Raw genomic sequence first — 22601 nt, 5'->3', positions numbered from 1 at the left:
CCACAGAGGCCGCAATGCTATGCGGCCTCTTGATTTTTTATTCCTTTTATGCTAATATATTGAACAGATTACATGAAACAGCGTCCTTCAACAGAATTACCTTTTCATCATCCCCAGTCGCGTATCCTTTATGCGAGCGGGGTTGATGGTGACGTCCATACGACCTATCATCGCACAGGAAAGAACCGGCTTGAGCGAGAGATACACGATAGTGAATTGATTGGTGCTGCCCAGGAGTTGGCCGACGAGTTACGTGTCGGTTACGCGGCGCGCTTTTTGGATAAGCTTGGGGAGCGGAATTACCCAGACCCAGTTCCAAAGAACATTGGCGCCTCGCTAGTGAAACGCGCTTGGCATGAACCACGCGTGACGCTCAATTCTCCGAGTGAATTTGAGGAATCACTTGGCGGCGAAGAGCTGGATCTCGCTACTGCGCCCAATGACAGTGTTGTCATTAATTTTCGCTTGCCGTTGCCGCTTGAAGCATTCTGGCATAAACGCGTACCGAATGGCGATGAGGAATTGCCCGAGATTGCATCGGGGTGGGGTAATCGCTACTATGCGCTCATGGATGAGCTGTGGCTGATATTACGCCGGTGGCAGGAAAGCCATCCTGACTTTAGCGTCTGTCGATTAAATCCCATCGGGTCGCACGTAGACGGTAAGAGTGGTTACTACTATTTGTTTGCAATAAGCCGTCGCGATGCTGCGCTGATTGTGTTGTAGGCGAGATTACGCTTCACTTGAGTCAACAACAAGGTTGGCCGTCGCATCGTTGGCAACATGATAGGCAAAGTACGATGGCTGGGTAAACTCGTTGAAAATAGCTTTCGTTTGTTTTGCTGGGCGTCGGTAGCGTTTTAGATCGCGCTCAATGCGTCGTGCGAGTCGTATATCTTTGGGAGCAGTGACAAGGATGGCATAGTTGCTGAGCGCGCGGATGGTGGGGTGGTTAGCAACTAAGCCTTCGACGATAATGAGCTCGCGCGGCGCTACTATTTCGGCGGCACCAGGCTGACCCTTCTTCATATCGTAGGTTGGTTTAATCACTGGCAAACCAGCGGTGAGGGATGTTAAGTCGCCAGCGAGGCGGCCGAGCTGAATGGCATGGGGGTGGTCGTAGTTAATTTCGTCACCAACATACACTTCTGGAGGCATGGTTTCATCGCTGCGGTAGTAATCGTCAGTATGGATAACAACGCTGCACCCGAAATCATCGTGAATCATTTGCGCGAGCAGTGACTTGCCGGCTGCTGTTGGTCCACTGATCGTGACAACAGCATTAAGATGGTCGGACGCCTCGAGTAAATTCGTTAGATGCTGGGAAATATCGGGTCGTAGCATGGAGCTACTATACCTGTTTCGCAGACAGATAGCGAGAGGTGCTATACTGGTGCCATGACGAAGACTGCTTTTAAACCGACACGTATTCTATGGGTGGACATGGAAATGACGGGGCTTGACCCGGTGAATGACTACCCGCTTGAAATCGCAGCTGTGGTGACAGATTGGGATTTCAAAGAAGTTGCGACCTATGAAGGTGCGGTGCATTGGTGTTCTAAGCATGTCCAGGCGCGGTTTGATTTGAACAAAAAATTTTGGTATGAGGAAGCGCCAGCCTCGCGCGAGCAGTTAATGACCCAGAATAGAGCTACCACTAAAACGAAAGCCGCTGTGGAACGAGAACTACTGGCATTTATCGATGAACACTGTGGCGAAGGGCCAGTGCTACTAGCAGGCAATTCAATTCACCAAGACCGAAAGTTTATAGACCAGTGGTGGCCGAAGTTTGCGAAGCGGCTGCACTACCGCATGCTCGATGTCAGTGCCTGGAAAGTGGTGATGGAAGGCAAATATGGTAAAAAGTTCGCTAAACCCGAGGCGCATCGGGCACTCGAAGATATACGGGGCAGCATAGAGGAGCTGCACTACTATCTTGGTAAAGGTAAGTATTGATTTATAAAGAATTTATTGTATAATGTAAGTTAGACTTTGTGCCAGCACAATGGTACCGAGAATGTTCCTATTCCAACAAGAGAAAGAGGCGACCAATGTCGCGCTTCAATGAGGTTCGTGTGACACCGTGGGAACTTGGCAATGCGCCGGTAGGGTTGGCACCCTTTGCCGATATTGCGCCGCTGTTCGCGCCGGGTGGCCGCTGGCCGCTTTTGGTCCAGGAAGTCCTGGAGGGCGTTGAGCCGTGGGACGGCGACCAGCACATCGTCGAGACAGTACGGCTCGACACGGAGGCCATGGACTACCGGCTGTACTTGCCGGTGGTGGAAGCTCGCGCACGTGAGCAGCGCATCTGGGCCGAGCACGCTGGTCATCACGCCAAGTCGCGCGGGCTCTCGCCCTTCGTGAAGCGGCGCTGGGTTCCCAAAACCTCTTGGTTCACGGTACACCTGGTAGGGACCGTCCAGAACCCAGTGGTGGTGCGCGCCTACCCGGGTGACGAGCACCCGCCACTGCCCTGGATGGCATCGGCAGCCGATTGCGGCTGGGAGCGAGGAGCGCTGGTAGAATACTGGCGTACTCATGCCTACCCGTGGCGGGACACACTCGCTCGCCAGGGCAGTCAGTCGCCCACGCCGCCGAGCTGGTACATGCCATAGGAACACTGCCGTGCACTCTTACACCATAAAGGGGGAGTGCACGGCATTTTTGCTATACGATATAATGATACGTGATGACGCATAAAGAACTTGAAATTTATTTGCTAAGCCTGCCCGGTGCCTGGCTTGATTTTCCGTTTGGCGAAGGCACAAGCGTGTACAAAGTTGGTCATAAGGATGTGCCCGGCCAAGAAGAAAAAATGTTTGCGTTGATCGCTGACGGTAGCAGTCCGCTCCGTGTTAGCTTAAAATGTGATCCTCTGCTCGCGCAAACGCTCCGCGAACGCTATGAAACGGTGCTACCAGGCTACCACCTGAACAAAAAGCACTGGATCACTATAATCTGTAGCGGGCAGTTGAGCAGTGACGAAATTAAAGACTTAGCACGTCTAAGCCATCGACTTGTGACCGAGTAAGGTACTATTTGCTAGGTGTTGTGCTTCGGGCGTAGGCTTTTAAGATTGCATCGACATTGGTAAGTGATGTATCGCAAAACGACGTTACTGTTTTGCTGCCACCACTCGATGAGCGGAGGAGTTTGAGTTTGGTGCGTAGCACAGTGAGCTCATAGGTCATTTGGGGCGCATACGTACGATCGAGCGTTCCGCGCTGATACGAATCGTCGAGTTTTTTCTGCAGTGATGCCGCGTAGGTTTTTTCGGTTGCTCCCGTTGCTGATTTTTCGTTTGTTTTGACATTCTTGGCTTTCATGACACCAGAAAGATCGGTCGCCATAGAGGTAAGTGTCGAGGAAAGCGTTGAGTTGGCGACGCTAAGATCGTTGTCTTGGATATGGGGCTGTTGGGTGTCGGCGACTGACTGTAAAGTAGCGATACGCTGTTTTAATGCTATAGTCTGCGCACTAATGTTAGGTGGGCCACTGTTTGCGACAATTATCAAAAAAACTACAACAGCCATGAGTACACCGCCGATAAGTCCGAATATGGCAAAACGATTGACGGTTTTTTGTTGTGTTGGTGCAATTTGATTGAGGTAGTCTATGTTCAGATTACTGACTGTTGGTTGAGCGTCCTCTGGGGTAGCGTTAGCTACGCCGACAGGCACGATTGATGGCTGCGGCGGATCTGGAGCGGGCTCACTAGCCACTAGTTGTGGCGGGTTGGGGTCAATCGGTATGACAGGTCCGGAATGATTGAGTACTGGCGGCAGTCCCGAACCTGGCTCGGGTGCCGAGGTGGGTGGTTGCTGTGAGGGCTGCGCCTGGTTGGGAAACATATAGTTCCAATTTACCATAAACAGTAACAGAGGTAAAGAATGCTATAATAATTTCATGGACGCGAAAGAGGAGGTGCGAGCCAAGCTTGCAATTGAAGATGTGATTGGCGAGTACGTCCAGCTCAAGCGTGCGGGTCGTAATTTCAAAGGACTCAGCCCATTCAGTGGCGAGAAAACTCCTAGTTTTTTTGTCAGCCCCGACAAGAATATTTGGCATGATTTTAGTAGTAACAAAGGCGGTGATGTGTTCGCCTTTGTGATGGAAGTCGAAGGCATGGATTTTCGTGCGGCGCTGGAGCATTTAGCGCGAAAAGCCGGCGTCGATCTAAGTTTATACGAGAACCAAAATGCGCAAGAATTGGCCAAACGCAAGAGGCGGCTGCTTGAGGCAAATCGACTAGCAGCTACATACTATCAGCAAAGCTTGCTGCGCAACCAGCATGCAATGGAGTACGTGTTTAAAAAGCGTGAGCTAAGTAAAGCGGTCGTGCAAGGGTTTATGTTGGGATATGCACCCGATACTGGGAATGCTCTGACAATGGCATTGGCGAAAAGTGGTTTTAGTAAAAAAGAAATGGCTGACGCTGGATTAACCAATCGCTATGGGGGTGATATGTTTCGTGGGCGGATGATGGTACCACTGATGGACGCGAGTGGCCAGGTGGTCGGCTTTACGGGTCGTATACTTGCCGATGAACCGGGTGCGCCGAAGTATCTTAACACTTCACAAACGCTTCTTTATGACAAGAGCCGGCACGTATTTGGTTTTTCACAAGCTAAAGAAGCCATCCGGGCGCAGGGGTATGTGGTGGTGGTCGAAGGCAATCTCGATGTGGTAAGCAGTCACCAGGCGGGCATACGACAGGTTGTCGCCACTGCTGGCACGGCAATGACCGAACATCATTTAAGAGCCTTGAAGCGATTAACTCCTGACGTGCGATTGGCGTTTGACGCCGATAAGGCGGGGATAGCAGCAACTGAACGAGCAATTGGCATTGCTGGACAACTTGGAGTGGAGTTAGCTATCATTTCGTTGCCGGCAGGAGTGAAAGACCCCGATGAATTGGTGAAAAGTGACCCGCGACAATGGCAGCAGTCGATTGACGCCAAACAACCAGCAGTCGATTGGGTGTTGGAACAATATAGGGCGCGGGTTGACATACAATCAGCCGCTGGGAAGCGAGCTTTTACCACCGCAGCACTTGCTGTCGTACGGCTTATTGGCGATCCTATTGAGCAAGAACACTACGAGCGTATCGTCGCAGAGATGACAGGCAGTTCACTAGAGGCCGTCAGAACCAAATTAGCCCAAGAACCAACGGATAAAAAGCCACTGAGGCCCGTCAAAGCTACGTCTATCGAGCCGACACCAGAGTTACTGGTTCACCAAGATGACGTACTGGCAGCGACTTGCCTCGACGCGCCGAGCCAGGATGCATTTGGGCACATAAACCTCGACATGTTTATCGGTGATGAGCGGCGCGCCGTGGCAAGCTATTTCGCAACTCATCCCGGTCAGGTACTGACTGAAACGCCAGAACAGTTGCAAAAATATGACACGTATGTAAAAATACTACTATTACGTGCCGAGGCGCGCTACGGTGGTATGGATGCTCGAGAACGAGTATATGAAACCGCGCGCCTACTACGGCTGATTGAAACCGAACACAAGAAACACCGACAACAAGAATTAATTGAGCAACTTCGTAACGCCGAGGCTGAGGGCAATGAACCCCAGGCGACCGAGTTGCGGGTGACGCTCAACACACTAATCAAGGAGATACCGCGTGGCAAACGATGACCAAGTACCAATTGACCTACATGAACAAGAGCAGGAAGAACTAATTGTTCCGGAATTTGATGAGCCAGCCCCTGATGAGCTAGTAGATGAAGACGAGGATACGCCTGAGGACGTACTTAACAGCGGGCAGTATTTCGATGATATCAGCGATGACTCGGTACGGCTGCACCTGCGTGAAATCGGAAAGATCCCGCTGCTGAGCGCCGAAGAAGAACTCGAGCTTGCTCAGCGAGTAGTTGCCGGCGACAAAAAAGCCAAAGATAAGATGGCCGAGGCTAATATGCGTCTGGTTGTGAGTATCGCCAAGCGCTATAGCGGCCGCGGACTAGACTTTCTTGACCTCATACAGGAAGGCCATACTGGCTTGCTGCGTGCGGTAGAAAAGTTCGATCCAGACAAAGGCTTTAAATTTAGCACCTACGCAACCTGGTGGATTCGCCAGGCGATTACCCGTGCCATCGCCGATCAGGCGCGCACCATTCGTATTCCTGTACACATGGTTGAAACGATTAACAAGTTGCTACGTACTCAGCGCCGCATGACGCAGGAATTAAACCGCGAACCAACTATTGAAGAACTCGCCAAAGAGCTTGAAATGGAGCCGGACAAGGTTGAGTACGTGATTAAAATCAAGCAAGACATTAGTTCGCTCGACGCTGGCGTGGGACGTGATGGTGAAGATGAAGACTCGGTACTTGGTGATTTTATCGAAGATGAAGACAGTGCTACACCCGAAGAGTCGGCGAGCAGCCAGCTGCTAAAAGAACAAGTACAGTCAGTGCTGAGCACGCTCAGTGAGCGCGAGCAGAAAATCATCAAAATGCGTTTTGGCCTAGAAAATGGCAAGAGCCACACGCTCGAAGAGGTCGGGCAAGAATTTGCTGTTACGCGTGAGCGCATACGCCAAATTGAGGCCAAAGCTTTGGCAAAACTGCGCAAGCATAAAGACGCGAAGAAGCTATACGAATACCTGCAGTAGGCTCTATTCTACCAAAAAATATCCTCGCTCTAAACACGAGGATATTTTGTTAAGGCAAGGAGCGCTTAGCAGCCGGTACCGGAACCGTCTGAAGCGACGGCTTTTACGGTATTTTCGGTGGTGACGTAGTAATAAATGACAGCCTTGTCTTCGCTACAAAGTTCGTAGCCGACCTCATTGTATTTCGTGGGTTGGCCATCGACGACGGTATACTCTTTGCTAGTAAGCTTTGAGAGGCTATTTGAGTTAAAGTCAGCAATTGATGAGGGATACGCATTGTTTTCGACACCATATACTTCCGCTTTTCTAACAACGTCATTCGCGTAGTTGAGAGCAGACGCGTCTTTAGTCCGGTCTTGGACGCCAACCGTCGCGACGATAATAACCGGAATAAGGAGAAGCATTAGTAGTACGGCGAGTGCATTGAGAATGACGCCGATAAGACCGAGTGTCTTAGAAGCATGTGCCTTTGATGATTTTAGCAGCGACACGATACTGAGTATTAAGCCAATAGGTGCGAGTCCGATCAATGCGAGGACAATACCGACGATGCCGAGTGTTTTACCGGGGTTTTCTGCCTGTACCATAGGAGTAGGAGTTGCGGGGGCGGGAGCAGGTGTGAACTCGGGTGCTCCAACAGGAGTAGGTACTGGCTGAGACTGTGCTTCGGGTTGTGCCTGTGGCTCAATTGGTTGTGGTTGATCTTGGTTTGGTGTTTGGTCCATAAGAACTCCTTAAGTGATTAATTAGCTACAGTATAACATAAGCTATACGCTAGTCGAGGAAGTTGATAGCTTTGAGTATAAAATCGATTTGAGTATAAAATTTTTCTATGCTGCCATCGTTGTGGACATAGTAGTCGGCGATAGCGATCGGGCCACCCTTTTCGAGGTTTTCGATCTCGGCCCAGTCACGCGAGTTGGCTTGCTCAACTGTGAGCGGCCGTAGTGGGCGCGTGGTGAGCCGGTGGTGGCGCAGGTGTTTGGGGGCAACTACCGCTACAACTGTGAGTTCACCAGGAAATTCATGCTTCATAGCTTTGTATTCTGTCCACGAATAGATACCATCGGCGACGATGCGATGCTGCCCAGCATTGACTAGGTCGTGGATTTGCTGGATGATACGCTTGACGACAAAATCATTGCCTTCTCGTTTGCGAATACCTTCACGGAATTCTTTTTCGTTAGTTTCATTCCACTCCAGCCCCGCTTCTTTCATGGCGTCGAGTACCACGCCGCCAAAGTAGACCTTGGGCACGCCTTTTGCGGTAATATAGTCGACGGCACTGGTTTTGCCAGCACCAGCTAGGCATACAAAGGCCAAAATTTTGACAGTTTTTTCATCGTTCATACCTCTAGTTTACCTTACTAGGACTTGATACGAAACTAGCAAATATGATGTTGCTGCACCACCCGACGTATCTGTGAGTGGTATACTATACGGTATGACAAAGCGGTTGGTGATTATCGATGGCAAGAGCGTGTTTTATCGCGGCTATTATGCGATGCCGGGGCTAAGTACCAGTGATGGCACGCCGACCGGTGGCGTGTATGGCTTTGCGGCGCTGGCGCTGGAACTTTATAAAAAGCTAAAGCCTGACTATGTGTGCGTCGCGTGGGACAAACCCAAGACAAACATTCGCAAGCGCCTCGAAATCTACCCAGACTACAAAGCCGGGCGTAAGCCAGCACCGGCTGATTTTTATGCGCAAATACCAGTGCTTCACGAGTTGCTGGAAGCGTTTGGGTGGCCGCTGTACGAACTGGACGACTATGAGGCCGATGACATAATGGCGACGCTGGCCAAAAAAGCCAGTGAGCAGGGGATTGAGACCTGCCTGATTACGAGCGACCTTGACGCGCTGCAAACGGTTGGCCCCTTAGTGCATGTGTACGCACTGAAAAAGGGGCTGACTAATATCGATTTGTTTAAGCCCGAAAGTTTTACGGAAAAGTATGGCATACGGGTCGATCAATTCCTTGACCTGAAGGCACTCAAAGGCGACAGCAGCGACAATATACCGGGTGTACCGGGGATTGGTGAAAAGACTGCCGTGGGGTTGTTGCAGCAGTTTGGTACGCTTGAAAATATTTATGAGAACCTATGGCAGGTAAAAGATAGCGTAGCCAAAAAACTCGAAGCCGGGCGCGCAAGCGCCGAAGTGAGTAAAAAAGTTGCCGAGCTGTGGTTTGATGCGCCAGTAGCGCTGAACCTTGACGACATGGATGCCCACGACCTCGACACCGCACGGCTAAAAGAGCTGCTGAACAAGCTGGAATTTCGTAGCCTATTGCGCAACCTGCCCGAACACATGCGTGACGCTAGCCCTAGCGTCGGTACACCAGACCTAGCGGCAGTGGAAGTGAGCGAAGAACTGACGGGCAAGAACGCACTCGCCCTGCTAACGATGGCGAAAGAACTGGTGGTGTACCCAGACGGTGATGACCTGTGGCTGAGCCATGAGCCGGGCAAAGCGGCCAAGCTAAATGTGGCGGGTGCGGTAGCGATTATCGCAAGTGTACCGATTGTGGGGCACGACACGAAAGTGTTGCTGAAGCAGCTACTGGCGGCGGGCCACACCACGCTGCCCGAAGTTCATCATGATACGGCTCAGGGTTCATTTTTGCTTAACCCGCTGCGTAAATCGCGTGAACTTGCCGACCTTATAGGTGTTGAGTCGGTGGACGATCCAAAGTATGCAATTAGTGCTATCTGGACGTTGTATAGTGAGCAATCACAAGCACTCGATGCGTTGCCAGAGCTTGGGTATGTGGCGCGCGCTATGGATTTTCCGCTGATTCCGGTGCTGGCACGCATGGAGCATCGCGGTATCAAACTTGATAGTAGCAAGCTTGCCCAGATGGACAACATGCTCACGCACGACATTGCCGAGATTCAGAAGTCGATGTATGCGATGGTTGGACATGAGTTTAATATCGCTAGCCCTGCACAACTAGCCGAGGTACTATACGACGAGCTTGGCCTTTCGACGGCTGGAGTAAAAAAGGGCAAAACGGGCTTTAGCACCGGCCAGAAAGAGCTCGACAAACTACGCGGGCAGCACCCCATAGTTGAGCTAATTGAACAATTTCGTGAACTCACCAAGCTACAAAATACCTACGTCAGGACGCTCCCCGAACAAGCAGATGCAAGTGGGCGAGTCCATACCGACTTTCGGCAAGACGTGGCAGCGACTGGGCGGTTGAGCAGTACCGACCCGAATCTTCAGAATATTCCCATTCGTACCGAGCTGGGCCGGCAAATACGCAATGCCTTTGTGCCCGAGAAGGGAAATGTATTTGTGAGCGCCGACTATTCGCAGTTCGAGCTACGTCTTGCTGCGGTGCTGGCTGGTGACGCAGCCATGATCAACGATTTCAATGCTGGCACCGACATTCACGCAAAAACGGCAGCCGAAGTGTACCATGTCTCACTCGATGCGGTTACCAAAGAGCAGCGTCGCAAGGCCAAAGTTGTGAATTTTGGCGTGCTGTATGGTATGAGCCAGCACGGCCTTGCGGCGGCGGCGAATATGAGTTTCGCTGAGGCGCAAAAGTTTATCGACGAGTATTTTCGGGTACGCCCGAGCATTCGTAGGTACATTGATGCGACAGTCAAAAAAGCTCACGACGATGGGTTTGTTGAAACGCTGTTTGGTAGAAGGCGGTGGACACCAGATGTAAAGTCGAGTAATTTTGTTGTTCGCTCTGCGGCGGAGCGAGCGGCGGCTAATATGCCGATACAGGGCACCGAAGCCGACCTAATGAAGATGGCGATGCTAAAAGTGCAGTCGAACATTGACCAGCAATTCAAGGCGGCCGAGCAGTTACTGCAAATTCACGACTCGATTCTTATCGAGTGCCCGAAGGACATGGCAGAAAGCATTTCGACAATGCTTGTCGACACAATGGAACATATTTATCCAGAGCTTGGTGTGCGGTTGCAGGTGGATGTACATGTAGGTGAGAATTGGGGGGAGGTATAGTGCAGTTTGCACTGCTTGTTCCCCTGATCTTCGTGAATCTATGGCACGGATTAGTCATTGCAATCGCACGTAAACGAGGAAAGGTTTGGCGCTCGATTAGCGAGAGCGCACTTGCGGGCAAAGACACACTAGTATTGCACCGCACAATGCATGTGATTGGTGCCGTATGCTTTTATATATTCGCTCTATGGATGTGGCCTTCTACACAACTACGATGGTCGGCGGGCATATTAGCAGTTGCAGCAACGTTTGATATTGCTCAGGCATTTGCGCTTAGTATAAAAACCCTCCATGCACCAATTAGCCTGAAAGACGCTCATCAGGTGACTGCCTGGATTATGGCTGGTGCATATCTACTATTTTCGGTTGTATTTATGCAAAATGCTGGCGTACCAAACCTGCTCGTTATATGCTATCTCGTCTGGCTTTTTATTGTCTATGCATGGTCGTCGCTCATGAGGCATAAACATTTCTGGCTTACACAGATGATTTTCTTTGTGTCGGTAGAAGTAGTCGTGTTGATTGCAGCCATAAAACTATATTTTTAGGTCTGTAAGCACTACGCGGATGTACGGATCGATGTTGTATTTGAGAGCGTTATTTAAAGTAAGCCACTGGTACTCTATGTGCTCACTACTAAGCTGCACCGTGCCGCTGGCTTTCGCTTTGTAAGTGAGCCGAACGACATGCACTGAGTTACTAGTGGGGAATATATCCTGCGCGTTTAGTAGTACGGGTTCGCCGGTCAGCTTTAGGCCCGTTTCTTCTAGAACTTCCCGCGCCAGTGCGTTGCGCAGTGGTTCATGGTTGGCAATCCTGCCGCCAGGGATGTCCCACTCGTTTACACCTGGGTAGATGGCTTGGTTACGTTTGAGAAACAAGAATTGCCCATCGTTATTGACGAGTAGTACTTTTACTCCCACCTGTAGGGTCACTGGCTTCATAGCTTAGAGTATAGGTGATAGATTGCTATAATAAAAATCATGTCAGAACTATGTGTGTTTTGTGATGAGTGGAGCCGGGGTGACAATACGTTCGCCGAAACCGAGCTGCGGCGAGCCCGCTGGGATTTGTACCCTGTGACGCCCGGGCATGTGGAGCGAACACCGAAACGGCATGTGCAGTATATCGAGCAGTTGAGCGATGAAGAAGATGCGACCCTGCTGCGTTTTGCGCGCTGGGTGATGCAGACGATTCGTGAAACAGACCTTGAGCAACTTTACCGAACAATGCTTGAAGCGGCAGACGACACCAATCGTTCATTACAACAAGGTGCCCTTGCTAGCCTGGCGCTACGGGCAGGTGAACCCAATGCATTTAACTTTGGGCTTAATGATGGACCTGAGGCGGGACAGAGCGTGCCGCATTTCCACCTGCATCTTATGCCGCGCTGGCAGGGTGATATGAAAAATCCGCGTGGTGGAGTGCGTAATATCTTCCCAAACGACAGTTATAAGGAGCTGCGGTGAAGATCCGAATAAAAAAATTACACAAAGCCGCACAGTACCCAGAGTACCAAACTGAGTATGCAGCAGGGATGGATGTGGTGGCTTGTATCGATGCGCCAGTGACGATTGCACCGCATGAGCGGGCGATTGTCCCGACTGGCTTTGCGATTGCGCTGCCGCCGGGTTACGAAGCGCAAATTCGGGCGCGTAGTGGTATGGCGGCGAAGTATGGCATAATGCCCGCCAATGGCGTGGGCACGATTGACGCTGACTACCGCGGGGAAGTGGGAGTGATTTTGCTCAATACGAGCAATGAAGTATTTACTGTTGAACCAGGCATGAGGATTGCGCAAATGGTTGTCAGCCAATACGAAAGAGTTGACTGGCAAGACGCCGCGAGTCTTGACGATACAAAAAGAGGAAAGGGCGCGTATGGCAGCACAGGACATAACTAAGGTACGGCAATTTATGAAAGGGCTTGCACATATTACCGTGGCGACGATCGACGCTTCGGGCAGGCCATGGGCAGTACCGGTGACAATGACAAAGTACGAGGCTGGTGCGGTCGAGTGGTTCAGTAAGACAAATGCGCTGCACAGTAAAGCAATTGCGGCGAACCCCGAAGTGATGCTCACGGCGTTTACCGCAAAAGAGAGTAGCCAAGGAGAATTCGGCCTATATGCGAGGGCCCATGCGAAAAAAGTACTCAGCCTCCCTGGTGTAGCGCGTTACTGTGCACAAATCTACGAAGCTTGGTATACTGATGCAAGGCATAAAAAAATTGAAATAAACATCAAGGATTTATGACAATGTTTCATGGATTTAGGCATCATTGGCGTCGGTTTGGGCCGCACCGTATTCGCCATAGTCGCTATGCGTATCGGCAGTTCAAACGTCGAGATAGGCGGCGAGACCGACAATTTATTAGCCCGCGCGAGGACGTGCAGTATGTTTGTAATAGCACAGATTTCTTTGAATGTGCCGAAGAGCAAGTGGTGGGCATGCTGCAGCGGCGTCCAGAGGTTCACGATCTCGACAGAGACATTAGTAGGCTGCGCAAAAAGTTTACTCGCTCAAATAATGCACATGATGGACTGGTAGCGCTGCTCGTTCAAGTGCCTCGGGCGGTACTGGCACAAATACAGATGGATCAACACCCTCACGGCTACCGCAACAAGCAGGAGCGGCTATTTGAGCTTATTGATTTCAACGATACACTTGTGGCGACCGTGATGCTACTGGATGACGCAAAGCGCATGAGGTTTAGTGAGGCGACCAAACAATGCGCTGATCGTATATGTAAACGGGTTGGTGCGCCATGTTTTACCGATGAGCAATGGACGGCAATCATTCGTGGGCTGACGCGCGAAATCGCGCTGTACTATGCTGCCATCAACAACGGGTTTCATGCCCATATGACCGACCGCTCGCATGATGCAATGGGGATTGATATGCAAGTGCTTGACCCGGAGGACGGTCGCTATGTAAATATTGATGTTAAAACACCATCATCGTTTCGCCATCGGCTTGATGAACTAGTGAACGAAGGACGATTGACCGAGCACGAGCGACTGCGGGCTGATGAGCAAAGCTATGTTGTGGTTATGAACGGGCACGGTATACAACGAGCGCAAACCATACTACTGTGTATTTTGCCAGATACCTTCGGGGATCTTGCGTACTTTCGATTTGTGAATGATATACCGGCTCGTGACATGCTCAACCGGATCATCCGTGAGCATGGACTGACTGACAATCGATTTGGCTACCTATATTGATCATCTCACTTGTGTTTATTATGCAGAGGGTGTATTACAGGATTAGGCTTTTGTACGTCTAACACAAAAAGTCTAGAAAAAGGGTGAACAGCAGCATGAAAATGGTGCAGTACAAACTGGGCTCATGCCCAGAGGCAGACCTTTATAGTCTTGCCGAACAGCTTGTCGACGACCCGGTAAAAATGCAGGTCTACGACACCACGAAATGGAACTTACTAGGGCACGCCGACTCAAATGAACGGTTTGCTGGTCACCACCCTTGGCCAAAGCGGCATGATGTATACGGAAACGAACGGGTATTCTCGGTACCAGTTTTCTCTGGCTACTCTGCCGAGACGGGCAGTTTGCTTGCCGTGCGCAAAGACCCATGGACTGACCCGAGCGACACGACGAGTTGGCTTGTTGTTGAACAAAACTTGTTGAATGGTCGCTATGTTGAACCGCGAATTCTGAGGGTCAACATAGACGCAGCTCGGCGACTGTGGCTCCAAGTTGCGCCAAGAGGCTACAGTAATTGGCCTTCCGGTAAACACCCAGCATTGTTTGCGCCGCCGCGTGACCAGTTGCGCATCGAAGGCCGCATGGACAAGAAATGGCACTTGTACGAACTTGAGTACCGCGATGGTTGCGACGGCGCGGTGTACTACGAAGATATTGAGGCGCTAGAGTCAATGATTGTGGCGGTGCAACAAATGCGCGAGATTGAATACTCAGATAGCTTTGAGCGCACACACCGTACGGCAGTGCAACAGGCGATGGGCATACGCAGCATAGCACTTGCGGCTTAATACGCTTACCTTTGACTTTTGGCACTGGGAGTGGCAAGATAGTGGTATGTATCGAGGATCAGGACCACGTATTCTACCCATCATCATTATCATTCTTGTGATTGCGCTGGTGATTGCGGCGATTGTTTCGGTAGGTCGCATGGTGTTCACAAGCGGCACCTCACAGGGCCCGGCGGGTGTTGAATCAACTGAAGCGGTGCTAACGGCACTGCACGAAACTGGTGATAACCGCGCTGTTCGCTGGACGGTGCGCGGGCCGATTGTTGCTGACGAGAAGTTTAAGACCTACGCTATCACCATCACTCCTACTAAGCGTAGCTTTGTAACCTATAGCGGCTACGAAGAGCAGGTGATAGATACGAAGACCTATAGCAACACTGCTCGCGCATACGAAGAGTTTGTTTACGCGCTCGAAAAAGCCGATATTGCCAAAACTCGCAGTGCAACAGGCGTTGATTTTCGAGGTGTTTGCGCTACTCATGGCCTGGCGTTTAAATATGAATCATTGAACGATGGCACTGCAGACCACACACTGTGGACGACCACCTGTAACGGTTCTAAGGGTACGATGGCCGCTGATTCGGGGCGAGTACAGGCACTATTTGTCAATCAAATCCCAGATTTTAAGCCACAGTTCGACGAAATTTACTAAGTGCGGTTATCGCGCTATACTGGAGGCATGACGCGTGGCATCGTATTCGATTGTTTTGGGGTACTGTATGGCGGGAGCCTGAACACTATTACCGGTATGTGCCCAGAGGATCGGCTCCAGGACCTGCGTGATCTCAATAAGCAAGCAGACTATGGGTTTATCGAAACGCATGACTATATAGCGGGGATTGCCGAACTGTTTGATGCATCGTACGAAGACGTTGAGACCATACTGCGTATGAAACACCAACGTAATGAGGAGCTGGTTGAGTTTGTGCGCTTGCTAAAAAAAGATGGTGAGTACAAGATCGGGTTACTGAGCAATGTCAGTAACGGGACGGTGGAACGGCTATTCGGTGACGAGCTACATGAGTTATTTGACGCCGTAGTGCTTTCGTACCAAGAACATTTACTCAAACCCAATCCGGCCATTTTCACACTTATGGCTGAGCGACTTGCAGTACCGACTGGCGAATGTGTGATGATTGATGATATCGAAGAAAACTGTGATGGAGCAGAAGTAGCCGGTATGCAGAGTATTTGGCATGTAACCAACGACGGTACGAGGCAAGCGCTTGCAAGATTGTTGCAAAATCCACAATAGTATTGGTAGAATACTTGGCTTGACATTACCATTAGCGCTATGCGATAATCACCGCAGATACTAACAAAAAGGAAACAAACCACCATGAAACAACCCATAAAATCAGCGTTAGTCGCCAGTGCTGGCGTTATTGCTGTTGTCGGGCTGGTCGTAGCACCAACAGCGAGTGCTATTACACAAAACGTCACCGTAGAAGCAACTGTGAACTCGACAATAAGCATGACAACAACTTCCCAAGGCACAGCAAACAAAGTCAGCTTCTCTTTGCTCCCTGGTGCGAGCGCCGTTGAGTCGAGTGCAAAAGATGCCATCACGATTAACTGTAATAGTACAAGCGGGTATACACTAACTGTACAAGATGTTGATGCTACTACTACCTTAGTGAGCGGTGCGTATACTATTGCCGCTTCCTCGAACACAGTGGGCTCTCCTAATACGCTTGCAGTTAATACATGGGGTTTTGCGACACCTGGTGCACCATTTGACACAACATATTCTGCTGAATCGAGCTCAACATCTGCGACAAGCAAATGGGCTGGTATGCCAGCAAGCGGCTCACCGTTCACACTGAAGGATACCTCAGCAGTTGCAACAAACGAAGTAACTGATATATGGTATGCTGCGAAAGTTGACTCAAGTAAGCCTACCGGTACGTACTCCGACGTAGTTGTGTACACGGCTACTGCAAAATAGGAAGAATTGTGTGAATATTGCCAAGACTCTACAATCTTGCCTGAGAACGGGGCTAGCAATAGCCCTGTTTCTCACGGTGGTGCCTTTTGGCACTGTGGCGGCCGCTGAGCAGAGGGATAGTATAACCCTGTCTCCGGCAGCCAAAAGGCTACAGCTTGAAGCAGGAGGTACCACAAATGACTCATTTATTGTCGTCAACGACGGCGATACGTCATATGATTTTACCGTCTATACTGCACCATATTCCGTGAAAGGTGAACAATATGAGCAAGACTTCACTACACAGACTGGCAACGGAGACGCCTACAAATGGGTTTCATTTCCGCAAAGTAAATGGCATCTCGAAGCTGGGCAAAAGGTAACAGTGCCCTTTACTGTCCGAGTTGGTGCCGGTATCCCAGCGGGTGGACACTACGGGACGATTTTTGTTGAGACAATGGTGCTACCAAACGGAGATGAGATGGGAGTTGCGCGCAAGAAAAGACTTGGGCTGATACTATATACAAATGTAAAAGGTGAGACACAAACAGTGGGGAAGGTAAAAAGCCTGCTGCTCGATTTCTTCCAGCCCGCCGCCCCTATAAAAAGTGAAACTGTCGTTGAGAATACAGGTAAAACAGACTTTAATGCAGTATCGCGTATGACCGTAAAAGACCTGTTTGGACAGGAAAAATTCAGTACAAGCAGCGAAAATATTATTCTCCCTAGTACTACGCGACGTACAGAGTTGGCTTGGGACAACTCTCCCTGGATCGGATTATTTAGAGTCTCTGTCCAGAGTCAACTATTGAATGAGAACAAGACTACAGAGTCTATAGTGCTTGTTGTGCCACGATGGCTGCTACTTGTGGTAGGAGTACTTGTACTAGTAGGGGGAGCAAATGTTTTGCGCGACAAGCGTAAACACACGCCTCGTAGGCGTATTTAAACTCGCCCTCAGCCTAGCTGTTACTGGTGTGCTATGCTGTATTACATCACTTCCGGTGCGAGCGATGGAGACTGAAATTAGCACAACCGTCTATGATGGTCAGCCTGCTGTCTTGAATATTGTCGCACCAGTACCGGGTACAGTATTCAATTCATCACCAGTAGATGTTACGATACAAGTCCATAACATCGGCCAAGTAATGATTTACATTGATGGGGTATATAGCCATACAGTTGCAGTCGATATTGGCTCATCACAAGTTACATTAAGTGTGGCCGTACCAATAGGCAACCACGACATTACCGTACAGGGTCTAGATCCATTTACGAGTAATTCCGTGCCCGACCTAGTGTCCATCGTATATAACCCATCTGCTCAGCCGAGTAACGGCACACCTTCAACTGTTCCAAATGTGATCCGCGATGCTCGCCAGGGAGTCATCGATACCAGCTCGTATTTAAACCAGCAAATCGACCAGGCGGCCACCACCAAGCCTGTTAACAATTTGAGCACACTAGTCCATAAGGGGATGATACTACTCGATATTGCAACACCCTCTTCGAATGCTGAAGCTGTTGGCAAAATGCTACTACGTTTTTGGCTGATAGTTGGCGGTACTGCGCTGCTTGTGCTGTCGCATTCGATGTTCATCGCATATCATTGGATCCGCTACCAAGTTTTAAAGTGGAATATTCATGCACTGCCGTTACTTGTCCGTCACCACACACTCTTTTTCCTGAGAGGCCTGGGTATCGTATTGCTTGGAATTGCGTTTTTGGCGCTATAGATTACAGTTTGCTATACTAAACATAGCATGAGAGGTATGTATACCAAGGGGATGATGACGGCATTTGTGCTGGTGTTGGCAGGATGCTTTGTTGATACTATTGCCGCCTATCGCTTTACATCGACAAGTTACGTGATCGATGCTAGTGTTGCCAATAATTTCGGTGGCAGCGAGAGTTCAACAAGCTATAAGCTGACGGGTAGCGGTGGAGAAAGTATTGTTGGTAATGGCGCAGGCGGTAGCTACATGTTGGCCGGTGGATACGTGGCGCAGTTGAAGAACAGTCTGCAACTGACAGTGCAGCCGGGTGGTCTGAAAGCCTACTATCCACTAGAAGAAAACTCAGGTACGTTCACGAGAGATAGCAGCATAAACACGAATAATGCTGATCTTCAGGTTGGTGCAACATGGGTGACCGGCAAAGTAGGAAACGGCGTTAGCGCCAATGCCAGTTCGTATGTGCAGGTGCCTGACAGCGCCAACCTTACGTTTAGCCAGAACATGACGGTTTCACTCTGGGCAAATCAGGCATCCGCCTCGACGGACAAAGCGCTCATTGCACATTGGAATCAAGCAGTAAGTAGTTCATGGGCGCTGCAGACCGGGACAAGTGCAAGTGTCCTGCGCGTTTTTATCGCGAGCAGTCAGGGCGATACAGGCGGAAACTGTGTCGACACAGACGGAGCCTGGTCGGCTGGTTCATGGCATCATGTTGCGCTTGTCTATGATGGGACGCAGAGCACTGCACTCGATCGAGCAAAGGTATATATTGACGGTGTTGTTCGCCCAATGTCTGTCTGTTTAGGGACGATACCAAGTTCATTACAGGACAGCTCATCGTATCTGACGATTGGTGCGATGCGTGGCCTCGGTAGGTATTTTAATGGTTCGCTTGACGAAGTGAAAATGTTTAATCGCTCATTTACACCAAGCGAGGTAAAAGCTGAATATGACGCGGGTGTGGCTGGGAATACCGCCGGACTAGGGTTTGCATCTGGCATCGTGCCTGGTATTTCGCAGACAAGCAATTACGATGCGGTGGTGCTAACTGATTCGATTAATGGCTATACGTTGGCTGTTAATCAGAATAATGACCTCACTAAAGGTGCCGATACTATTAATGCAGTGTCGGGCACGATAGCGAGCCCTGTGACGTGGGTAGAGGGGACGACAAAAGGACTCGGCTTTACGCTGTATGGTACCAACGCAACAGCGATACCGGGTAAATGGAGTAGTGGCGCGGCCTATGCCGCGTTTCCAGGAACGAGCACCACATTCTATACACGTACTGGCCAGCCCTCATCTAAAGACGTGCTTAATATGCGGCTTCGGCTTGATGTCAGTTTGAGTCAGCCTACTGGCACATATACCAATGTGATTACCACTACAGGAACGATGACCCCGTGAGAGTATTGCATCTAGCCTGGGGTGTAGTGTGCGCATTGACAGTTTCTGTAGCAATTGGTGCGCACGCATCGGCACTGTCGCTGCGCACCGCACCACTCAGTTACGAAACTACGCTCGCAAAAGGCGAAACCAAAAAGGGGTTCGTGGATATTTCAAACAGCGATAGCACTGCGCAAACGGTTCGATTTGAGGTCCAGGCATTTCGTCAGATTGATGATGACGGGTCGCTGCAGTTTTACCCAAGCGAACAAATTGCAGCGGGTATACGACTTGACTACACTGAAGCGCAGATTGGCCCGCGCGAGACGCTGCGGCTGGCATTTGCAATCGATAGTAAAAAGTTGCCTGGGGGAGATGTATTTGCAGTGATTTTTGCGTCGACAACACCCATCGGTTCATTGAGTGCGATGCAATCAGTGCGAGTGGGTACACTGCTTATGATCCAAAACGGAACTCCCTCTCAACACTATGCGACGATTAGTGAAATTTCGGCACCATTTTTGCAGATTGGTGAGGTAGTGCAGGCCCAGCTAGCAGTTACCAATACGGCCGATCCCAACCTGTCCACCGGTTTCTTCCCTAAGATCAAAATTGACATGAAGCCCTATGGTACCACTACGGCAAAGGGCCCACTTGTCTTTAGTGGCCGGACCCGTACCATTGACTACCGACAGCCGGGTAATTACTTCGGATTTGTACTAATTGAAGCCTCGACTGGGGGTGACAGCAAATCACGAGTAGTCTTTGCCATAACTGGCTACTGGCGCTGGCTCATGCCGATTATCGCCGTTGCATTGATTGTGATAGCGCTCTATGTATATAACCGACGAAAAAAACATAGGTATCGTACTCACAAAAAAGTTACTCGAATCCTTGTCAAATAGTTGTCATAAGCAGTATACTATACCTTAGCCGCATTAAACGGAGCTAGTAATTGAGGTTCACTAAAAGACAAATTCAAGCGGTGTTATTCTTCGCTGTACCAGCAATCATGGCATTCCTGGTCAATTTTGCGTTCCCGGCCTCTGTCCACGCCCTCACCACCATCCCCTATAAGCTAAACTTCCAAGGCCGCCTGACTGATGCTTCTGGTAATCCTATGGCTGCTGGTACCTACAACATGAAATTCCGTATCTATGATGCCAGTAGTGGGGGAACCCTAAAGTGGAGTGAACAACGTGCCAACAGCGCTAGCACTGGTGTCACCGTCACCACTGGCGGCTTGTTCAGTGTCCAACTTGGTGATGTATCGAGCTTGCCAGCTAACATCTTCAGTACCACCGACACTGCTACCCTGTACTTTGAGATCGAACTCCCAACCCCCGCTACCGCTACCTGTACTGGTGCATCTTGTGAATCCTACACCGAAGGCCCCATGACCCCCAGAAACAAACTCGCCTCCAGCGCCTACAGCTTTAACAGTGACCTATTGGATGGGTTGGATAGTGCGGCGTTTGCACAGGTAGGGAGTAACACCAGCTTTACCGGTACACTTGGCGTGAACCTGTCGAGCAGCATGGCATTTACTGTTGGCGCAAGTGGTACCAATGTACTGACAGCTGATACCGCAAATGCGCTGGTCAAGATAGGCACTGCAGATAGCACTAGTCAGGTGCTGGTGCTCGATACTAACACTGCAGATCCTGGAGCGGGTGCGACATCGACCAACGGTGCGATGTACTACAACTCAACGTCGGGTAAGTTTCGTTGCTACCAGGGCGCATGGACGGATTGTATTACGGCTGCTGGCGGCGCGACGCTGCAGACGGCCTACACCGCCTCGACTGGTGGCACAACACCGGAGATCAAGGCTGATGCCACACGGGCCGGGTTCGATATTCAAGATGCCGATACCACCATTGCTGGTACGTTATTTGCCGTGCGGGGGAGTAATGCCGGTGGGCTCGGTACAGCGCTCTTTGATGTTAGCAGCACTGGTGCAGCGCAATTTACTGTGCCATCGGCGTCGGCAACGGCTTTCACGCTACAAACTGCCGCCAGCACAAAGCTATTTGTCGCTGATAGTACAAGCGCGCGGATATATATCGGCGGCTCATCGGTAACAACCAACCCAATTACCCTTGTACTCAGCAACGCCTCGTCGGCATCCGACCCGACTGGGGTTGCTGGTTCGATGTACTATAGCACCGCGAAAGATGCCTTTCGCTGCTATGAAGCTGGCATATGGCGTAATTGTATCGGCAATACTGACTCTACATCGGGTTATCGCTATGCCAATGACCTGCTGGGGTCATTTACGACAACGGGTGATGTTTTCGCCAGCTCGACTGGCACCGGTGCTGCCACAGCGACGAGTAACGCAACCATTGCCACAAACCGCCCTGGTACATTTCGTTCGACGACTGGTACGACGACGACCGGACGAGCGGCATTCGGCTCGACAACAAATGCATTAGCATTAGGTGGGGGCTCACACTGTACGAAACAGCCGTCAACGTCACGACACTTTCTGGTGCGACGAATCGCTATAGCATGGTAGTCGGCTTCTATGATTCGACCACGGCTAACCAAGTCGATGCTGTCAGTTTTGTCTATGATGAAGGTGGTGTATCGACTGGTTCGACGGCGAGCGCAAACTGGCAAGTCGTCACGTCTTCGAACAGCACTCGGACGTGGACCACCACCACCACGGCAGTCGGTGCAGGTACATGGGTTAAACTTGGCATCATTGTCAATGCAGCTGGTACCAGTGTCGGGTTCTATATCAATGGCACACTAGTGGCGACTCATACGGCCAATATCCCGACCGGTACTGCTCGAGCGCTTGGTTTTGGTTCACAAATACTCAAATCGGTCGGTACGACGGCTCGGACAGTCGACATCGACTACTTGCAAGCCGAGATGGAATTCACAACCGCACGGTAAGTCAGGTATACTAGT

General features: G+C 50.4%; 27 protein-coding genes. 22 read left to right on the top strand and 5 right to left on the bottom strand.

Features of this window, described 5'->3' with window-relative positions:
• Positions 1-72 precede the first annotated feature (72 nt).
• Positions 73-726, top strand: a complete 654-nt coding sequence (locus IPM09_04435) for a hypothetical protein (protein ID QQS21737.1) — start codon at positions 73-75, stop codon at positions 724-726.
• A gap of 6 nt (positions 727-732) precedes the next feature.
• Here the strand turns inward: IPM09_04435 and IPM09_04430 are convergent, their stop codons facing one another.
• Positions 733-1344, bottom strand: coding sequence for a hypothetical protein (locus tag IPM09_04430; GenBank protein ID QQS21736.1), 612 nt, complete (start codon positions 1342-1344; stop codon positions 733-735).
• 54 nt (positions 1345-1398) lie between these two features.
• Here IPM09_04430 and orn point away from each other — a divergent pair, with 54 nt between their 5' ends.
• From orn to IPM09_04415, 3 genes are all read left to right on the top strand, one after another.
• Positions 1399-1956, top strand: a complete 558-nt coding sequence (gene orn / locus IPM09_04425) for an oligoribonuclease (GenBank protein ID QQS21735.1) — start codon at positions 1399-1401, stop codon at positions 1954-1956.
• A gap of 323 nt (positions 1957-2279) precedes the next feature.
• A complete protein-coding gene (locus IPM09_04420; protein QQS21734.1) occupies positions 2280-2615 on the top strand; it encodes a hypothetical protein in 336 nt (111 codons plus the stop codon).
• Between the two features lie 74 nt (positions 2616-2689).
• Positions 2690-3031 (top strand): MmcQ/YjbR family DNA-binding protein, encoded by a 342-nt coding sequence (locus IPM09_04415; protein QQS21733.1) that lies wholly within the window; start codon positions 2690-2692, stop codon positions 3029-3031.
• 4 nt (positions 3032-3035) lie between these two features.
• On the opposite strand, the gene IPM09_04410 is transcribed toward IPM09_04415, so the two are convergent.
• Complete coding sequence (locus IPM09_04410) at positions 3036-3851, bottom strand: hypothetical protein (protein ID QQS21732.1); 816 nt, start codon at positions 3849-3851, stop codon at positions 3036-3038.
• 55 nt (positions 3852-3906) lie between these two features.
• On the opposite strand from IPM09_04410, the gene IPM09_04405 reads away from it, so the two are divergent.
• Positions 3907-5652 carry a DNA primase gene (locus IPM09_04405; GenBank protein QQS21731.1) on the top strand — a complete coding sequence of 582 codons (1746 nt, stop codon included), beginning with the start codon at positions 3907-3909 and terminating at the stop codon, positions 5650-5652.
• Positions 5639-6631: an RNA polymerase sigma factor RpoD gene (rpoD, locus tag IPM09_04400; GenBank protein ID QQS21730.1), complete on the top strand. Its 993-nt coding sequence runs from the start codon at positions 5639-5641 to the stop codon at positions 6629-6631. Before IPM09_04405 ends, rpoD begins: the two co-directional genes overlap by 14 nt.
• A gap of 65 nt (positions 6632-6696) precedes the next feature.
• Here rpoD and IPM09_04395 read toward each other — a convergent pair whose 3' ends face one another.
• Positions 6697-7356 carry a hypothetical protein gene (locus IPM09_04395; GenBank protein ID QQS21729.1) on the bottom strand — a complete coding sequence of 220 codons (660 nt, stop codon included), beginning with the start codon at positions 7354-7356 and terminating at the stop codon, positions 6697-6699.
• Between the two features lie 49 nt (positions 7357-7405).
• Entirely contained in the window at positions 7406-7981 is a 576-nt protein-coding gene (locus IPM09_04390) for a dephospho-CoA kinase (GenBank protein QQS21728.1), read from the bottom strand.
• A gap of 94 nt (positions 7982-8075) precedes the next feature.
• Between IPM09_04390 and IPM09_04385 the strand changes: the two genes are divergently transcribed.
• The gene (locus IPM09_04385) at positions 8076-10616 is read left to right on the top strand and encodes a DNA polymerase I (GenBank protein QQS21727.1); all 2541 of its coding nucleotides are present in this window, start codon (positions 8076-8078) and stop codon (positions 10614-10616) included.
• Positions 10616-11164: a hypothetical protein gene (locus tag IPM09_04380; protein ID QQS21726.1), complete on the top strand. Its 549-nt coding sequence runs from the start codon at positions 10616-10618 to the stop codon at positions 11162-11164. The genes IPM09_04385 and IPM09_04380 overlap by 1 nt, the downstream gene beginning before the upstream one ends.
• Here the strand turns inward: IPM09_04380 and IPM09_04375 are convergent.
• Positions 11153-11560 carry an NUDIX domain-containing protein gene (locus IPM09_04375; GenBank protein ID QQS21725.1) on the bottom strand — a complete coding sequence of 136 codons (408 nt, stop codon included), beginning with the start codon at positions 11558-11560 and terminating at the stop codon, positions 11153-11155. The genes IPM09_04380 and IPM09_04375 overlap by 12 nt on opposite strands.
• Before the next feature lie 39 nt (positions 11561-11599).
• Here IPM09_04375 and IPM09_04370 point away from each other — a divergent pair, with 39 nt between their 5' ends.
• The 14 genes from IPM09_04370 to IPM09_04305 all read left to right on the top strand — a co-directional run bounded on the left by IPM09_04370 (position 11600) and on the right by IPM09_04305 (position 22586).
• Entirely contained in the window at positions 11600-12085 is a 486-nt protein-coding gene (locus tag IPM09_04370) for an HIT domain-containing protein (GenBank protein ID QQS21724.1), read from the top strand.
• The gene (dut, locus tag IPM09_04365; protein QQS21723.1) at positions 12082-12519 is read left to right on the top strand and encodes a dUTP diphosphatase; all 438 of its coding nucleotides are present in this window, start codon (positions 12082-12084) and stop codon (positions 12517-12519) included. The genes IPM09_04370 and dut overlap by 4 nt, the downstream gene beginning before the upstream one ends.
• A complete protein-coding gene (locus IPM09_04360) occupies positions 12497-12871 on the top strand; it encodes a pyridoxamine 5'-phosphate oxidase family protein (protein QQS21722.1) in 375 nt (124 codons plus the stop codon). The genes dut and IPM09_04360 overlap by 23 nt, the downstream gene beginning before the upstream one ends.
• Positions 12868-13842 carry a hypothetical protein gene (locus tag IPM09_04355; GenBank protein ID QQS21721.1) on the top strand — a complete coding sequence of 325 codons (975 nt, stop codon included), beginning with the start codon at positions 12868-12870 and terminating at the stop codon, positions 13840-13842. The genes IPM09_04360 and IPM09_04355 overlap by 4 nt, the downstream gene beginning before the upstream one ends.
• A 95-nt stretch (positions 13843-13937) precedes the next feature.
• Entirely contained in the window at positions 13938-14630 is a 693-nt protein-coding gene (locus IPM09_04350) for a hypothetical protein (GenBank protein QQS21720.1), read from the top strand.
• A gap of 46 nt (positions 14631-14676) precedes the next feature.
• Positions 14677-15282, top strand: coding sequence for a hypothetical protein (locus IPM09_04345; GenBank protein QQS21719.1), 606 nt, complete (start codon positions 14677-14679; stop codon positions 15280-15282).
• A 27-nt stretch (positions 15283-15309) separates the two neighbouring features.
• On the top strand, positions 15310-15885 hold the full coding sequence (locus tag IPM09_04340) for an HAD-IA family hydrolase (protein ID QQS21718.1): 576 nt from the start codon (positions 15310-15312) through the stop codon (positions 15883-15885).
• 84 nt (positions 15886-15969) lie between these two features.
• Positions 15970-16578, top strand: a complete 609-nt coding sequence (locus IPM09_04335; protein ID QQS21717.1) for a hypothetical protein — start codon at positions 15970-15972, stop codon at positions 16576-16578.
• Between the two features lie 10 nt (positions 16579-16588).
• The gene (locus tag IPM09_04330) at positions 16589-17506 is read left to right on the top strand and encodes a hypothetical protein (GenBank protein QQS21716.1); all 918 of its coding nucleotides are present in this window, start codon (positions 16589-16591) and stop codon (positions 17504-17506) included.
• A gap of 64 nt (positions 17507-17570) precedes the next feature.
• Complete coding sequence (locus tag IPM09_04325) at positions 17571-18293, top strand: hypothetical protein (GenBank protein ID QQS21715.1); 723 nt, start codon at positions 17571-17573, stop codon at positions 18291-18293.
• Positions 18294-18320: 27 nt separating this feature from the next.
• The gene (locus IPM09_04320) at positions 18321-19700 is read left to right on the top strand and encodes a LamG domain-containing protein (protein ID QQS21714.1); all 1380 of its coding nucleotides are present in this window, start codon (positions 18321-18323) and stop codon (positions 19698-19700) included.
• Positions 19701-19735: 35 nt separating this feature from the next.
• Positions 19736-20584: a hypothetical protein gene (locus tag IPM09_04315; GenBank protein ID QQS21713.1), complete on the top strand. Its 849-nt coding sequence runs from the start codon at positions 19736-19738 to the stop codon at positions 20582-20584.
• Between the two features lie 107 nt (positions 20585-20691).
• Positions 20692-22200 (top strand): hypothetical protein, encoded by a 1509-nt coding sequence (locus IPM09_04310; GenBank protein ID QQS21712.1) that lies wholly within the window; start codon positions 20692-20694, stop codon positions 22198-22200.
• Complete coding sequence (locus IPM09_04305) at positions 22194-22586, top strand: hypothetical protein (protein QQS21711.1); 393 nt, start codon at positions 22194-22196, stop codon at positions 22584-22586. Before IPM09_04310 ends, IPM09_04305 begins: the two co-directional genes overlap by 7 nt.
• The last annotated feature ends 15 nt before the right edge of the window (positions 22587-22601 follow it).

The sequence above is a fragment of the Candidatus Saccharibacteria bacterium genome, from assembly GCA_016700015.1.
In the GTDB taxonomy this organism is placed as follows: Bacteria; Patescibacteriota; Saccharimonadia; order Saccharimonadales; family Saccharimonadaceae; genus Saccharimonas.
Note: the sequence above shows the minus strand (reverse complement) of the source record. Positions and strands in the feature narration are given on the sequence as shown.

Excerpts from the sequence above, each read along its gene's own strand:
- IPM09_04435 (QQS21737.1), top strand. The coding sequence starts at position 73 with ATGAAACAGCGTCCTTCAACAGAATTACCTTTTCATCATCCCCAGTCG.
- IPM09_04430 (QQS21736.1), bottom strand. The coding sequence starts at position 1,344 with ATGCTACGACCCGATATTTCCCAGCATCTAACGAATTTACTCGAGGCG.
- orn (QQS21735.1), top strand. The coding sequence starts at position 1,399 with ATGACGAAGACTGCTTTTAAACCGACACGTATTCTATGGGTGGACATG.
- IPM09_04415 (QQS21733.1), top strand. The coding sequence starts at position 2,690 with ATGACGCATAAAGAACTTGAAATTTATTTGCTAAGCCTGCCCGGTGCC.
- IPM09_04410 (QQS21732.1), bottom strand. The coding sequence starts at position 3,851 with ATGTTTCCCAACCAGGCGCAGCCCTCACAGCAACCACCCACCTCGGCA.
- IPM09_04405 (QQS21731.1), top strand. The coding sequence starts at position 3,907 with ATGGACGCGAAAGAGGAGGTGCGAGCCAAGCTTGCAATTGAAGATGTG.
- IPM09_04395 (QQS21729.1), bottom strand. The coding sequence starts at position 7,356 with ATGGACCAAACACCAAACCAAGATCAACCACAACCAATTGAGCCACAG.
- IPM09_04390 (QQS21728.1), bottom strand. The coding sequence starts at position 7,981 with ATGAACGATGAAAAAACTGTCAAAATTTTGGCCTTTGTATGCCTAGCT.
- IPM09_04385 (QQS21727.1), top strand. The coding sequence starts at position 8,076 with ATGACAAAGCGGTTGGTGATTATCGATGGCAAGAGCGTGTTTTATCGC.
- IPM09_04375 (QQS21725.1), bottom strand. The coding sequence starts at position 11,560 with ATGAAGCCAGTGACCCTACAGGTGGGAGTAAAAGTACTACTCGTCAAT.
- IPM09_04370 (QQS21724.1), top strand. The coding sequence starts at position 11,600 with ATGTCAGAACTATGTGTGTTTTGTGATGAGTGGAGCCGGGGTGACAAT.
- IPM09_04360 (QQS21722.1), top strand. The coding sequence starts at position 12,497 with ATGGCAGCACAGGACATAACTAAGGTACGGCAATTTATGAAAGGGCTT.
- IPM09_04355 (QQS21721.1), top strand. The coding sequence starts at position 12,868 with ATGACAATGTTTCATGGATTTAGGCATCATTGGCGTCGGTTTGGGCCG.
- IPM09_04350 (QQS21720.1), top strand. The coding sequence starts at position 13,938 with ATGAAAATGGTGCAGTACAAACTGGGCTCATGCCCAGAGGCAGACCTT.
- IPM09_04345 (QQS21719.1), top strand. The coding sequence starts at position 14,677 with ATGTATCGAGGATCAGGACCACGTATTCTACCCATCATCATTATCATT.
- IPM09_04340 (QQS21718.1), top strand. The coding sequence starts at position 15,310 with ATGACGCGTGGCATCGTATTCGATTGTTTTGGGGTACTGTATGGCGGG.
- IPM09_04335 (QQS21717.1), top strand. The coding sequence starts at position 15,970 with ATGAAACAACCCATAAAATCAGCGTTAGTCGCCAGTGCTGGCGTTATT.
- IPM09_04325 (QQS21715.1), top strand. The coding sequence starts at position 17,571 with ATGGAGACTGAAATTAGCACAACCGTCTATGATGGTCAGCCTGCTGTC.
- IPM09_04320 (QQS21714.1), top strand. The coding sequence starts at position 18,321 with ATGAGAGGTATGTATACCAAGGGGATGATGACGGCATTTGTGCTGGTG.
- IPM09_04310 (QQS21712.1), top strand. The coding sequence starts at position 20,692 with ATGGCATTCCTGGTCAATTTTGCGTTCCCGGCCTCTGTCCACGCCCTC.
- IPM09_04305 (QQS21711.1), top strand. The coding sequence starts at position 22,194 with ATGGTAGTCGGCTTCTATGATTCGACCACGGCTAACCAAGTCGATGCT.